The 13876-nt window shown below is 66.8% G+C and carries 14 protein-coding genes; 10 read left to right on the top strand and 4 right to left on the bottom strand.

What is annotated here, in order from left to right; translation table 11 throughout:
* Position 1: 1 nt before the first annotated feature.
* Positions 2 to 1180 (bottom strand): GNAT family N-acetyltransferase, encoded by a 1179-nt coding sequence (locus EBL84_RS13390; protein ID WP_123141273.1) that lies wholly within the window; start codon positions 1178 to 1180, stop codon positions 2 to 4.
* 62 nt (positions 1181 to 1242) lie between these two features.
* On the bottom strand, positions 1243 to 2214 hold the full coding sequence (trxB, locus tag EBL84_RS13385) for a thioredoxin-disulfide reductase (protein ID WP_123141301.1): 972 nt from the start codon (positions 2212 to 2214) through the stop codon (positions 1243 to 1245).
* A gap of 391 nt (positions 2215 to 2605) precedes the next feature.
* Between trxB and EBL84_RS13380 the strand changes: the two genes are divergently transcribed.
* The 9 genes from EBL84_RS13380 (at position 2606) to EBL84_RS13340 (ending at position 10754) form a co-directional block, all read left to right on the top strand.
* The gene (locus EBL84_RS13380; protein WP_338086184.1) at positions 2606 to 3007 is read left to right on the top strand and encodes a C40 family peptidase; all 402 of its coding nucleotides are present in this window, start codon (positions 2606 to 2608) and stop codon (positions 3005 to 3007) included.
* A gap of 127 nt (positions 3008 to 3134) precedes the next feature.
* Positions 3135 to 3497, top strand: a complete 363-nt coding sequence (locus tag EBL84_RS13375; protein WP_062273554.1) for a high-potential iron-sulfur protein — start codon at positions 3135 to 3137, stop codon at positions 3495 to 3497.
* 305 nt (positions 3498 to 3802) lie between these two features.
* On the top strand, positions 3803 to 4585 hold the full coding sequence (locus tag EBL84_RS13370) for a hypothetical protein (protein WP_223806104.1): 783 nt from the start codon (positions 3803 to 3805) through the stop codon (positions 4583 to 4585).
* 113 nt (positions 4586 to 4698) lie between these two features.
* Positions 4699 to 5319 carry a 23S rRNA (uridine(2552)-2'-O)-methyltransferase RlmE gene (gene rlmE, locus EBL84_RS13365; RefSeq protein ID WP_062273555.1) on the top strand — a complete coding sequence of 207 codons (621 nt, stop codon included), beginning with the start codon at positions 4699 to 4701 and terminating at the stop codon, positions 5317 to 5319.
* A gap of 86 nt (positions 5320 to 5405) precedes the next feature.
* Positions 5406 to 7307, top strand: a complete 1902-nt coding sequence (gene ftsH, locus EBL84_RS13360) for an ATP-dependent zinc metalloprotease FtsH (protein ID WP_190287972.1) — start codon at positions 5406 to 5408, stop codon at positions 7305 to 7307.
* Entirely contained in the window at positions 7308 to 8645 is a 1338-nt protein-coding gene (gene glmM / locus EBL84_RS13355; protein ID WP_123141269.1) for a phosphoglucosamine mutase, read from the top strand.
* Between the two features lie 12 nt (positions 8646 to 8657).
* Positions 8658 to 10040 (top strand): sodium-dependent transporter, encoded by a 1383-nt coding sequence (locus EBL84_RS13350; RefSeq protein ID WP_123141268.1) that lies wholly within the window; start codon positions 8658 to 8660, stop codon positions 10038 to 10040.
* 2 nt (positions 10041 to 10042) lie between these two features.
* On the top strand, positions 10043 to 10477 hold the full coding sequence (locus EBL84_RS13345; protein WP_123141267.1) for a type II toxin-antitoxin system RatA family toxin: 435 nt from the start codon (positions 10043 to 10045) through the stop codon (positions 10475 to 10477).
* On the top strand, positions 10470 to 10754 hold the full coding sequence (locus EBL84_RS13340; RefSeq protein WP_123141266.1) for an RnfH family protein: 285 nt from the start codon (positions 10470 to 10472) through the stop codon (positions 10752 to 10754). The genes EBL84_RS13345 and EBL84_RS13340 overlap by 8 nt, the downstream gene beginning before the upstream one ends.
* A gap of 13 nt (positions 10755 to 10767) precedes the next feature.
* Here EBL84_RS13340 and EBL84_RS13335 read toward each other — a convergent pair whose 3' ends face one another.
* Complete coding sequence (locus EBL84_RS13335; protein WP_062273567.1) at positions 10768 to 11259, bottom strand: outer membrane protein assembly factor BamE; 492 nt, start codon at positions 11257 to 11259, stop codon at positions 10768 to 10770.
* Between the two features lie 132 nt (positions 11260 to 11391).
* Here EBL84_RS13335 and fur point away from each other — a divergent pair, with 132 nt between their 5' ends.
* Positions 11392 to 11808, top strand: a complete 417-nt coding sequence (gene fur / locus EBL84_RS13330; protein ID WP_062273570.1) for a ferric iron uptake transcriptional regulator — start codon at positions 11392 to 11394, stop codon at positions 11806 to 11808.
* 7 nt (positions 11809 to 11815) lie between these two features.
* On the opposite strand, the gene mfd is transcribed toward fur, so the two are convergent.
* Positions 11816 to 13876 (bottom strand): transcription-repair coupling factor (mfd, locus tag EBL84_RS13325; protein ID WP_123141265.1); only part of this gene is annotated, 2061 nt, incomplete at its 5' end.

Here is a 13876-nt window from a genome sequence, read left to right as displayed (position 1 = left end):
GCTAGTCCGAGGGTGACGGTGACGGCCTGCGGTACGGGCTGTGGTCCTGCATCCGGCGCAGATACTCGCGCATTCCCAGGGTCTCGCGCTCGAGCGCACGGGCGATCGCCGCGCGCAACTCGGGGTCGGCGATCCAGTGCGAGGACCAGGTCGGTGTCGGCAGGAAGCCGCGGCTGACCTTGTGCTCGCCCTGGGCGCCGGGCTGGAAGTGGTCCAGCCCGGTGGCGATGCAGTGCTCCAGGCCCTGATAGTAGCAGGCCTCGAAGTGGAGACTGTGGAAGGCGTCGCTGCATCCCCAGTGGCGGCCGTAGAGGGTTCGGGCGCCGACCAGGTTGAAGGCTGCGGCGACGATCCGCGCTCCCTGATAACAGAATACCACCAGCAGCGACTCACCCATGGTCTCGCCGAGCGCGGTGAAGAACGCCAGCGACAGGGTGGGGACGCCGCCGCGCCGTTCGAAGGTGTCGCAGTAGAGCCGGTGGAGACTGGCCCACTCGGCGGCGTTGAGCTGGTCGCCGCGCAGTCGTGCGATGCGCAGACCGGCCTCGGCCACGCGTCGGCGCTCGCGTCGCACCTGCTTGCGCTTGGCCGAGGTGAACCGTGCGAGCAGGCCGTCGAAGTCGCGCTCGTCGCCACGGCGCCAGTGGAACTGACAGCCGAGTCGTGGCAGCAACCCCTGGCTCGCGAGCGCCTCGCCCTCCTGCTCGGTGTGGAACAGCCAGTGCATCGATGAGACCCCGAGCCGTTCGGCGAGGTGTCGCGCGCCCTCGATCAGCGCTCGGGCGTGGCGTGGGCGCTCGGCGTCGTCGGCGCTGAGGATGCGCGGTGCGACCGCCGGGGTGTAGGGGGCGGCGATCACCAGCTTGGGGTAATAGTGGAGTCCGCGACGGTGGTGCGCCTCGGCCCAGGCCCAGTCGAAGACGAACTCGCCATAGCCGTTGGTCTTGAGGTAGCAGGGCGCGGCGGCGCGCAGCACGCCGTCGGCGTCGCGCAGCGCCAGGTGCAGCGGGATCCAGCCGAACGTTTCGCCGACGCAGCCGTGTCGCTCCAGGGCGGCGAGGAAGCGGTGGTCGAGGAAGGGGGCGTCGTCGCCAACCAGTCGATTCCAGTCCGTGGCGGGGATCTCGTCGATCGCGCCGTGGGTGGTGAGTCTGAGCAAGGGGGGAGATGCATCGTGCATGTCCCCTCAGGTTGGGGCGGGTGGTGACGGCGCAAGCCGGTTGCGCGGTCACCGTCCCGGGGTCAGGACTGGGCCTGCTCCAGGGCCAGGGCGTCGAGATACTTCTCGGCGTCGAGCGCGGCCATGCAGCCGGTGCCGGCGGAGGTGATCGCCTGACGGTAGATCTGGTCCATGACGTCGCCGGCGGCGAACACCCCGGGTACCGAGGCGGCGGTGGCGTTGCCCTGCAGCCCGCTGGCGACGCGGATATAGCCGTTGTCCATCTCCAGCTGCCCGGTGAACAGCTCGGTGTTGGGCTTGTGACCAATGGCGACGAACACCCCGGTGAGGGCGAGTTCGCGGGTGCGCGCGTCCTTGGTGCTCTTGACGCGGATGCCGGTCACCCCGCTGGCGTCGCCGAGCACCTCGTCGAGGGTGTGGTCCCAGAGGATCTCGATGTTGCCGTGCTCGGCCTTCTCGAACAGCTGGCGCTGGAGGATCTTCTCCGCGCGCAGGCTGTCGCGGCGATGGATCAGGGTGACCTTGGCGGCGATGTTGGACAGATACAGCGCCTCCTCGACGGCGGTGTTGCCACCGCCGATCACCGCGACCTCCTGGTTGCGGTAGAAGAAGCCGTCGCAGGTGGCGCAGGCCGAGACCCCGCGCCCGCGGAAGGTCTGTTCGGAGGGCAGGCCGAGGTACATGGCGCTGGCGCCGGTGGCGATGATCAGGGCATCGCAGGTGTAGGTCGCCGAGTCGCCCTCGAGGGTGAAGGGGCGGTTGCCGAGGTCGGCGGAGTGGATGTGGTCGAAGATGATCTCGGTCTCGAAGCGCTCGGCGTGGCGGCGCATCCGCTCCATCAGCTCGGGGCCCTGGACGCCGTCCGGGTCGCCGGCCCAGTTGTCGACCTCGGTGGTGGTCATCAGCTGGCCGCCCTGCTCGAGGCCGGTGACCAGCACCGGGTCGAGGTTGGCGCGCGCGGCATAGACCGCTGCGGTATAGCCGGCGGGGCCGGAGCCCAGGATCAGCAGCCGGCAGTGCTTGGTGTCGCTCATGTCGATGGTCACTCCAAAGGGGATGGGTCGCCGTGTCTGCGGGGTGTGCGACAACGGGCGCGAAAACAGTGGCGGCCGGGGCTGGCCCCAGGCCGGTGATGAGTCGCCGTAGACTGTAAGGGCTGGTTTGGGGCGCGTAAAGCAGCGTGCTGGCAGGGGGCGTGATCGGGGGCGCTGCGCGGCGCCTCGCGGGTTGTCGGCGAGGTGCTGTCGAGGAGCGCCCCGGTGCCTTCGGGGCGGCGTGTCGAGCGCTACGCGCCGGCCAGCTTGACAAGCATGTCCGGCTTTTCTAGATGTATGTCATACAGCATCTTAGAAGCGATTGTTGTAATCGACTATGAGAAATAAAGCGATCTCTGCCGGTGTGTTCGCCGGGGCCCTCGTGGCGTTCGTGTCGCTCGCTGGCTGTGCGACCACGGGAGGGGCGCGCCAGCAGGTGGTCGAGGCCGGGCTCGCCCAGCTCGGGACGCCTTATCGTTACGGTGGCGAGGATCCGCGGACCGGGGTCGACTGCAGCGGCCTGACCTATTACGCCCATCATGTCGCGGGGATCGACATCCCGCGTGTCTCGGTGGCGCAGCTCGCCCGCGCCCGCCCGCTCGCCAAGGGGCGCGCTCGCGCCGGCGATCTGGTGTTCTTCCGCACCGGGCCGGGGGTGCACCATGTCGGCCTGATGGTCGATGACGAACGCTTCGTGCACGCCTCGACCTCGCGCCGCGAGGTCCGTCTGGCCCGGCTCGACGCGCCCTATTGGCGGGCGCGCTACCTCGGCGCCGGCACCTATCTCGACTGAGCCGGTCCGTCTCGGCGGTCTCTTGCACTCGCCTTTTAGGGACTCATGTTGCACAATGATCGGCGGCCTCCGGGTTTTCCGGGGGTGTCGAGATCACCAAGTGTGCCTTTTTGAAGGAGTTGATCCCATGTCCGATAAGCCAATTTGCAAGAGCCGTCGTGACGCCGTCAAAGTGATGCTGGGTACCGCTGCCGCAGTCCCGGTGATCAACCTCGTTGGCTTCGGTACCGCGCGTGCCGAGGTTCCTGCAAACGCTGTGACCGAGAGCGATCCCACCGCGGTTGCGCTGAAGTATCACCGTGATGCGGCTCAGTCCGAGCGCGTTGCCGCCGCTCGCCCGGGTCTGCCGCCCGAGGAGCAGCACTGCGAGAACTGCCAGTTCATGCTGCCCGACCAGGGTGCTGACGAGTGGCGCGGCTGCAGCCTGTTCCCCGGCAAGCTGATCAACCTCAACGGCTGGTGCGCTTCCTGGACCCTGCGCGCAGGCTGATCCGGGTTGACGTTCCCCTCCGGGGGTGCACTGACGGGGCCGCATGGCCCCGTTTGTCGTTTCAGGACCGCCACTCGTCGGCGACATCTGGGTCCCGGTTCACGTGGGCGCGCTGACATCCCTGCTTTAATCTAGAGACGGCGACCGTATTCTCTGACGGAAGCACGCTCGCGATCGGGTTCCTGCCTCTTGCCCGATCCACTCCAGGCAGCAACAGCGGTAACCCGGTCATGTCTCTATCCCGCCCCCAAGTCTTCTCCTCCCATTATTGCGATGTTCGCGTCCACGACCGCCTCGAGCCCGCGGTGAGTCGTCATGGGGTGCGCTGGCGACTGCTGTTTCTGCGCACCATCGTCTGGTGTCTGATCGGGCTGATCCATGCCCCGCTGTTCATCGGGCTGGTCGAGTTGCTGCGCGTGCACGGCTGGTCGCATTGGGCCTATGTGCCGGCCGCGGCCCTGGCCGGCGCGATCGGCGCGGTGCTCTACGGTGCGCGCGAGATCTCGCTGATGGCCACGGCCATCGGCGGCGTGGTCGGGGTCGGGGCCTTGATCGCGCTCAACGGCACGCTCGGCTTCATCGAGTCGGCGCTGCTCGCCGCCGTGCTGGCCGCGGTGGTCGGGGCGCTGGTGCCCTTCCGCGCGCGCTGTTCGCGCCATGTGCCGGGCAAGACCCTGGCCGGTCTCATGACCGGCGCGCTGGTGGGTACCGCGGTGGCCCTTGCCGATTCACTGCAGCCTGGTGGTTTTGCGGTGTTCGCGGTGTTGCTGTTTCTGGTCAGCGTCAACGGTGTGCTCTATGTCTCGACGGTGCGCGGCTGGGTCTGTCTGTCGCGCCGGTTGCTGCTCGAGTCACGCCCCTGTCAGCTCATCGAGGCACTGGTGATGGCGCTGCTCGCCGGGGTCGCGGCCGGTAGTGTCTGGCTGATCAGCGGGCCGCTGATCGCCGTCGAGCAGGGTTGGTGGATGCAGGCGAGTCTGGCGCTGCACCAGGATCTCGCCCAGGCGGTGGTGGGCGCCGTACTCGGCGGCGCGCTGGCGGGGATGCTGCTCGAACTCTTCCGTTTTCCCTGGGTCCACGAGTTCTGAGCGCGCCTCGATCGGCTCGGCCGGGCGCGCCGGCCATCCCCGGGCTGTGGTTCAATAGCGCATCCATGCGCGCGGATCCCCCGTGCCGCACCAGTCCACCGGTTTTTCGATCCATGGCAAGAAGCAAGTCCAGTCGTCGCTGGCTCGACCGTCACGTCGGCGACCCCTTCGTCAAGCAGGCGCAGCAGGACGGTTACCGTTCGCGCGCCGCCTACAAGCTGCTCGAACTCCAGGAGCGCGACCGTCTGCTCGCCCCGGGGATGCGGGTGGTCGATCTCGGCGCCGCGCCCGGGAGCTGGTCGCAGGTGGCCGCGCGCCTGGTCGGCAAGCAGGGGCGGGTGGTCGCGCTCGACCTGTTGCCGATCGACCCGTTGCCGGGCGTCGAGATCCTCCAGGGCGACTTCCGCGAGCAGGCGGTGCTCGAGCAGCTCGAGGCGGCGCTCGAGGCCGCACCGCTCGACGTGGTGCTCTCGGATATGGCGCCGAACATCACCGGGACCGCGGTGGTCGACCAGGCGCGGGTGATGTATCTGGTCGAACTCGCCCTGGAACTGGCCCGGGCCCGGCTCAAGCCCGGCGGTGCGCTCGCGGTCAAGGTGTTCCAGGGCAGTGGCTTCGACGACTATCTGCGTACCCTGCGTCAGTCCTTCTCGCGGGTGGTCACGCGCAAGCCGAAGTCCTCCAGATCGGCGAGCCGCGAGGTCTATCTGGTGGCCAAAGGCTTTAATCCTTGAGCGGTCGATGCTAGTTTCATCGGCTTGAGTGACGACATTGCCGCGCCGGCAACCAACCAGACTAAGGGCACCAGGCCGTGAGTGACATGGCGAAAAATATACTTCTTTGGGTGGTCATCGCCATCGTGCTGATGTCCGTGTTCAACAACTTCACCACCACCCAATCGACCTCGAGCAAGCTCGACTACTCGACCTTCATCGAGCAGGTCAAGCAGGGCGACGTCAAGGAGGTGACCATCCAGGGTCGGCAGATCGAGGGTCTGACCGCCTCCGGGCAGCGCTTCACCACCTTCAGCCCGGGCGATGACGGTCTGGTCGGCGACCTGCTCAACAATGACGTGGTGATCAAGGCCGCGCCGCCCGAACAGCAGTCGGTGCTGATGCAGGTGCTGATCAACTGGTTCCCGCTGTTGATCCTGGTCGGGCTGTGGATCTTCTTCCTGCGCCAGATGCAGGGCGGCGGCGGTGGTCGTGGGGCGATGTCCTTCGGCAAGAGCCGCGCGCGCATGCTCTCCGAGGACCAGATCAAGGTCACCTTCCAGGATGTCGCCGGCGCCGAGGAGGCCAAGGAAGAGGTCGTCGAGATGGTCGACTTCCTCCGCGATCCGGGCAAGTTCCAGAAGCTCGGCGGCAAGATCCCCAAGGGCGTGCTGATGGTCGGCCCCCCGGGCACCGGCAAGACGCTGCTGGCGCGTGCCATCGCCGGCGAGGCGCGGGTGCCCTTCTTCACCATCTCCGGCTCGGACTTCGTCGAGATGTTCGTCGGTGTCGGCGCCTCGCGGGTGCGCGACATGTTCGAGCAGGCGAAGAAGCATGCCCCCTGCATCATCTTCATCGACGAGATCGACGCCGTCGGTCGCCATCGTGGCGCCGGGCTTGGCGGCGGGCACGACGAGCGCGAGCAGACCCTCAACCAGCTGCTCGTCGAGATGGACGGCTTCGAGGGCACCGAGGGGGTGATCGTGATCGCCGCCACCAACCGTCCCGACGTGCTCGACCCGGCGTTGTTGCGCCCGGGCCGCTTCGACCGTCAGGTGGTGGTGCCGCTGCCCGATGTGCGCGGGCGCGAGCAGATCCTCAAGGTGCACATGCGCAAGATCCCCGCCGCCGAGGACGTCCAGGCCTCGGTGCTGGCGCGCGGCACGCCCGGCTTCTCCGGTGCCGACCTGGCCAATCTGGTCAACGAGGCGGCGCTGTTCGCCGCGCGGCGCAACAAGAAGCTCGTCGACATGGACGACATGGAGCAGGCCAAGGACAAGATCATGATGGGTGCCGAGCGGCGCTCGATGGTGATGACCGAGGACGAGAAGCGGTTGACCGCCTATCACGAGTCGGGGCATGCCATCGTCGGCCGACTGGTGCCCGATCACGACCCGGTGCACAAGGTCAGCATCATCCCGCGCGGTCGCGCGCTCGGCGTCACCCTGTTCCTGCCCGAGGACGATCGCTTCAGCTACAGCAGGCAGCGGCTCGAGAGCAGTATCTCGAGCCTGTTCGGCGGGCGTGTCGCCGAGGAGCTGGTGTTCGGTACCGAGAGTGTCACCACCGGCGCGCAGAACGACATCCAGCGCGCCACCGAGATCGCTCGCAACATGGTCACCAAGTGGGGGCTGTCCGATCGTCTCGGGCCGCTGACCTACGGCGAGGACGAGCAGGAGGTCTTCCTCGGTCACTCGGTCACCCAGCACAAGAACGTCTCCGACGAGACCAGCCATCTCATCGACGAGGAGATCCGCGACGTCATCGAGCGCAACTATGCGCGCGCCCGCGAGATCCTCGAGACCCATCGCGACAAGCTCGAGGCGATGACCGCAGCGCTGATGAAGTTCGAGACCATCGATTCGGGTCAGATCGACGACATCATGTCCGGCCGCCCGCCGCGTCCTCCGCGCGACTGGGAGGACGATCAGCCGCAGCGTCCGACCGGACCGGATGCTGCGAATCAGGCCGAGGAGGGGCACGTCGGCGGACCGGCGGGTGAGCACTGAATGCGTAGATACTTCGGAACCGACGGCATCCGTGGGCGGGTCGGCGAGGGCATCGTCACCCCCGACTTCGTGCTCAAGCTCGGCTGGGCGGCCGGGCGGGTACTCGGCAATGGCGGTGGCGGCAAGATCCTGATCGGCAAGGACACCCGCATCTCGGGCTATATGTTCGAGTCGGCGCTCGAGGCCGGGCTGGTGGCCGCCGGGGTCGACATCCGCCTGCTCGGGCCGATGACCACCCCGGCGGTGGCCTATCTCACCCGCACCTTCCGCGCCGATGCCGGGATCGTCATCACCGCCTCGCACAATCCCTATCAGGACAACGGCATCAAGTTCTTCTCGTCCGAGGGCGACAAGCTCCCCGACGCCCTGGAGGCGGCGATCGAGGCCGAACTCGAGCAGCCGCTGCGCACGGTCGACTCCAGCGCCCTGGGCAAGGTGGTGCGGGTGGGGGATGCCGGTGGTCGTTACATCGAGTTCTGCAAGGGCACCATCCCGTCGTCGATCAATTTCCGCGGGCTGAAAATCGTCGTCGATTGTGCCAACGGGGCGACCTATAATACCGCCCCCCATGTCTTCGAGGAGCTTGGCGCCAGCGTGGTACGTCTGGGTGTCGAGCCCAATGGGTTCAATATCAATCGCGACGTTGGATCGACCCGGCCCGAGGCGCTGTGCGAGGCGGTGCTGCGAGAGGGTGCGGACCTCGGTATCGCCTTCGACGGTGACGGCGACCGGGTGCTGATGGTCGATTCGCGAGGTGAGCTGGTCGACGGCGACCAGCTGCTCTACATCATTGCCAAGTCCAGGCTCGCGGCCGGTGCGATGCGCGGCGAGGTGGTCGGTACGCTGATGAGCAACCTCGGTCTGGAGCATGCGCTGGCGCGGCTCGGTACCGGGTTCGTCCGCACCAAGGTGGGCGATCGCTACATCATGGAGGCGCTCAAGCAGGCCGATGGCATCCTCGGCGGCGAGCCCTCGGGCCACATCATCTGCCGCGATCGCACCACCACCGGCGATGGGATCGTCTCGGCACTGCAGGTGCTGGCCGCGCTCAACCGGCTCGACTGCTCGCTCGACGGGCTGTGTGCCGAGGTCGAGCGTTATCCGCAGGTGCTGATCAACGTGCGTCTCGACCGACGTCGGGATCTCGGTGAGCTGCCGCGGGTGCGCGAAGCGGTCGCCGAGGCCGAGCGCGAGCTCGACGGCGGCGGCCGGGTGCTGCTGCGGATGTCGGGGACCGAGCCGCTGGTGCGAGTGATGGTCGAGGGAACCGACGAGGGGCAGGTGCGCCGTGTGTGCGAGCGGCTCGCGGACGTCGTACGCGAACAGATCGCAGTTTAGGAGTTTCGACACATGGCCGTCACTTCCATCCATGGGATGTGGTCCACACGTCTCGCCTTCATCCTTGCGGCCAGCGGTTCGGCCGTCGGTCTGGGCAACATCTGGCGTTTCCCCTATGCCGCCGGCGAGTACGGTGGCGGGGCATTCGTCCTGGTCTATCTGATCTGCGTCGCCGCCATCGGCATCCCGATCATGATGGCCGAGATCATGCTCGGTCGGCGCGGACGCCAGAGCCCGATCAACACCATGCGCACCCTGACCGCGCAGGAGGGGCGCGCCGGTAGCTGGCAGGTGGTCGGCTGGATGGGCATCGTCACCGCCTTCCTGATCCTGTCCTTCTACAGCGTGATCGCCGGCTGGGCGCTGGCCTATGTCTTCCGCGCCGCCGCCGGTGCCTTCAACGGCATCGACGGCGTCGCCGCCGGCGAGATCTTCGCGTCGCTGGTGGGCGATGCCGAGCGTCTGCTCGCCTGGCACACCATCTTCATGGCGATGGTGGTGCTGGTGGTCTCGCGCGGGGTCGCCAGTGGACTCGAGAAGGCGGTGCGCTATCTGATGCCCGCGCTGTTCGTGCTGCTGGTGGTGATGGTGATCTATGCCGCCAGCGCCGGTGACTTCGCCGGGGCGGTCGACTATCTGTTCGCGCCCGACTTCGAGAAGTTCAAGGGGCATGCCGGCGAGGCCATCCTCAGCGCCATGGGCCAGGCCTTCTTCAGTCTCAGTCTCGGCATGGGCGCGATCATGATCTACGGCTCCTATCTCGGTCGCGACGCCTCGATCGCCCGCAACTCGGTGATCGTCGCCTCGATGGATACCCTGGTTGCCCTGCTCGCCGGTCTGGCGATCTTCCCGGTGGTGTTCGCCAACGGTCTGGCGCCCGACAGTGGTCCGGGACTGATCTTCCAGACCCTGCCGATCGCCTTCGGCGAGATGCCGGGCGGGCAGCTGTTCGGCGCGCTGTTCTTCGTGCTGTTGGTGTTCGCGGCCTGGACCTCGGCGATCTCGCTGCTCGAGCCGCTGGTCGCCTGGCTGGTGGAGAACCTCAGCTTCAGTCGGGTGCGCGCCTCGATCCTCGCCGGGCTCACCGTCTGGCTGCTCGGTATCGCCTGTCTGCTCTCGCTCAACGAGTGGTCCGGCTTCACCGTCTTCGGTAAGGGGATCCTCGACCTCTTCGACTTCCTCACGGCCAACATCCTGTTGCCGCTCGGCGGGATCCTCATCGCGATCTTCGCCGGCTGGAAGATGGCTCGCGCCTCCTCACTCGACGAGCTGCGCCTCGGCGAAGGTCTTGTCTATCGGGCGTGGCGGATGCTGATCCGTTATGTCGCGCCGACGGCGGTGATGCTCGTCATGCTCAATGCCCTGGGCATCCTCAAATTGATTGGTCTTGATTAGTTGTGGCTACAGTCAGAAAAAGCGCCCTGGTGCCGTACTCCGCGGCCCAGATGTTCGATCTCGTCTATGATGTCGGCTCCTATCCGCAGTTCCTGCCCTGGTGCAAGAGCGCCCGGGTGATCTCGGAGAGCGCCGAGCAGATCTGCGGTCAGATCGAGGTGTCGCGGATGGGGATCCATCAGACCTTCAGTACCTGCAACCGCTACGAGCGGCCCGCGCGCATGAGCATCAACCTGCTCGACGGTCCCTTCCGCAAGCTCGTCGGTGGTTGGCGTTTCACCGAATTGCGCGAGGACGCCTCCAAGGTCGAGCTGGAGCTGGACTTCGAGTTCTCCGGGCGGTTGATCGACAAGGCCTTCGGCACCGTCTTCAACCAGATCGCGAACACCCTGGTCGACGCCTTCTGCAAGCGTGCCGACGAGGTGTATCGTGACTGATTACCTGCAGGTCTCGGTGGCCTATGTCGGCGAGCAGGGACAGATGCTGCGTGCCATCGAGGTGGCACGCGGTACCCGGCTCGAGGAGGCGCTGCATCAGTCCGGGGTGCTCGAGCGTTTCCCCGAGATCGATCTGGCGCGCAACAAGGTGGGGGTCTTCGGCAAGCTTGCCAAGCTCGATCAGGCGCTCGAGGACGGTGATCGGATCGAGATCTATCGACCGCTGATCGCCGACCCCAAGGCGGCGCGCAAGCGCCGCGCGGCGGGGGCGGGCTGAGTGCCCGTCGCGCCTACTCCTCGGGATCCAGTCCGACGGCCTTGAGGCCGCGTTCGACCAGCCCCTTGCGTCCCTCGTGGTCGGGCACCTTGACCAGGATCTCCCTGGGCTCGCGTGACTCGGCCCGGGCGGGGTCGGGTTTGATGTCCCCTTCGATCCGCACTAGGCTGTCCTCCGCGAAGTACAGCGTCAGATAGCGGATCTCCATCGGCTGGTGTCCACGCTTGATGGTATAGGTGTAATCCCAGCGATCGTTATGGAAGAAATCGGTCAGCAGCGGGGTGCCGAGCAGGTACTGCACCTGCCGTCTGGTCATGCCCGGCTGGAGCTGATCGATCATCTCCTCGGTGATGATATTGCCTTGCTGCACCGTCATCTTGTAGACGAATGGCAGGTTCTCCAGCATGGAGGATCGGTACTCGTCGGGCCGCTTGTCCCGCGAACAACCGCTCGCGACGATAATCAACAAAGAACCGAGGATCGAAAACGTGAGAATCTTTCGCATTGTTTTGCGTCGATGACTGTGCGAATAACCGTGGCATGATACAGCAGCGCCGGATCCCGATCACCGGGCGGCGCGTGAGCAACGCAGTCCGGGCGGTCGCCGACGCCCCCGGGCTAGACGGGGAGAGCGGTTTTGGAAAATCAACAGATCAAACGTGCGGGCCTCAAGGTCACGGCCCCGCGGGTCAAGATATTGGGCATCCTCGAGAAGAGCCGCAAGCGCCATCTCAGTGCCGAGGACGTCTACAAGCAGTTGCTGAGCCAGGACGAGGAGGTCGGGCTGGCGACCGTCTACCGGGTGCTCACCCAGTTCGAGAGCGCCGGGCTGGTGTGCCGACGCAACTTCGAGGGCGGGCAGTCGGTGTTCGAGCTCAACAGCGGAGACCATCACGACCACCTGGTGTGCGTCAAGTGCGGCAAGGTGGTCGAGTTCGTCGATACCCTGATCGAGGAGCGTCAGTCGCAGATCGCCGCGGACAAGGGCTTCCGTATCCAGGACCACTCGCTGGTGATCTACGGCGTCTGCCCGGGCTGTCAGTCGCAGGACTGAGGCCCGCTCAACGGCCCTCGCCGGTGAGCCGCTCGACGAGCTGTTCGACCTGGCGCAGACGCTGCTCGGGTTCGGGCATCTCGCGATAGAACCTGAGCGTGTCGCCGCCATCGAGTCGATAGACCTTGGGTTGCTCCTGGATCAGCCCGATCAGTCGGGCCGGATCGATCCGCGGGTTGTCCTCGAAGCAGATCCGGCCACTGCCGGCCCCCACCTCGATCTTGACGATCCCCCACGGCTGGACCCGCAGCTTCAGCGCGGTGATCTCCAGCAAACGCTTGGCCGGTTCGGGCAGCAGCCCGAAGCGGTCGATCATCTCCACCTGTAGTTCCCGCAATGCCTCCTTGCTGGTGGCGCTGGCGATGCGTTTGTACATCACCAGTCGGGCGTGCACGTCGGGCAGGTAGTCGCTCGGCAGCAGCGCCGGGACCCCGAGGTCGATCTCGGCGCCGTGGCTGAGCGGTCGATCGAGTTCCGGGGTGCGCCCGGCCTTGAGCGCCTCGACCGCGCGCTCGAGCAGCTCCATGTAGAGCGAGAAGCCGACCTCGGCGATCTGTCCCGACTGGTCGTCGCCGAGCAGTTCGCCGGCGCCACGGATCTCGAGGTCGTGGGTCGCGAGGGTGAAGCCCGCGCCGAGGTCCTCCATCGACTCGATCGCCTCGAGGCGCTTGATCGCGTCCGGGGTCATCGCCTTGGTCGGCGGGGTGATCAGATAGGCATAGGCGCGGTGGTGCGAGCGCCCGACCCGGCCACGCAGCTGATGGAGCTGGGCCAGGCCGAGCTTGTCGGCGCGATTGATGATGATGGTATTGGCGCTGGGCACGTCGATGCCGCTCTCGACGATGGTGGTGCACACCAGCAGGTTGAAGCGCTGGTGGTAGAAGTCGCGCATGATCCGTTCGAGCTCGCGCTCGCGCATCTGACCGTGGGCGACCTGGACGCGCGCGCTCGGGATCAGCGCCTCGAGCTTCTGTGCCTGGTTCTCGATGGTCTCGACCTCGTTGTGGAGGAAGTAGACCTGACCGCCGCGCTTGAGCTCGCGCTGTACCGCCTCCTGCACCAGACCGTCGTTCCACGGGCTGACGAAGGTCTTGATCGGGTGGCGCTCGACCGGCGCGGTGGCGATGATCGACAGATCGCGCAGTCCCGACATCGCCATGTTGAGGGTGCGCGGGATCGGCGTGGCGGTGAGGGTGAGGATGTCGACCTCGCTACGCAGCTGTTTGAGCCGCTCCTTGTGACGCACCCCGAAGCGATGCTCCTCGTCGACGATCACCAGCCCCAGGTCGTGGAAGTCGATGCCCGGTTGGAGCAGCTTGTGGGTACCGACGACGATGTCGATGGTGCCATCGGCCAGCCCGGCGAATACCTGCTTCTGCTCGCGCGCGGTGCGAAAGCGCGACAGGCTCTCGACCTTGATCGGCCAGTCGGCGAAGCGGTCGGAGAAGTTCTCGAAGTGCTGCTGGGCGAGCAGGGTGGTGGGCACCAGCACCACCACCTGTCGCCCGCCGTTGGCGGCGACGAAGGCCGCGCGCATCGCCACCTCGGTCTTGCCGAAACCGACGTCGCCACACACCACCCGGTCCATCGGCTTGGTGTCGGCCATGTCGGCGAGCACGCTGTCGATCGCGCGCAGCTGGTCCGGGGTCTCCTCGAAGGGGAAGGCGGCGGCGAAGGCGCCATAGTCGGTATCGGGCGCGGGACTGGCCACGCCCTGACGGGCGGCGCGTCGGGCGTAGACGTCGAGCAGTTCGGCGGCGACGTCGCAGGCCTTCTGCGCCGCCTTGCGCTTGATCCGCTCCCATTGCTCGCCGCCGAGTCGGTGCAGCGGTGCCTGCTCGGGGGTGGCGCCGGTATAGCGCGAGATCAGGTGCAGCGAGCTGACCGGGACATAGAGCTTGTCACCCTTGGCATAGCCGAGGGTGAGGAACTCGGTGCTGCTGCCGCCGACCTCGAGCGTCTGCAGCCCCAGGTAGCGCCCGACGCCGTGCTCCTCGTGGACCACCGGGGCGCCCTCGGTCAGTTCGGTGAGGTTGCGCACCACCGCGTCGCCGTCGCGCTCGCGGGC

The organism is Marichromatium sp. AB31, assembly GCF_003718685.1.
Lineage (GTDB): Bacteria > Pseudomonadota > Gammaproteobacteria > Chromatiales > Chromatiaceae > Marichromatium > Marichromatium gracile.
Note: the sequence above shows the minus strand (reverse complement) of the source record. Positions and strands in the feature narration are given on the sequence as shown.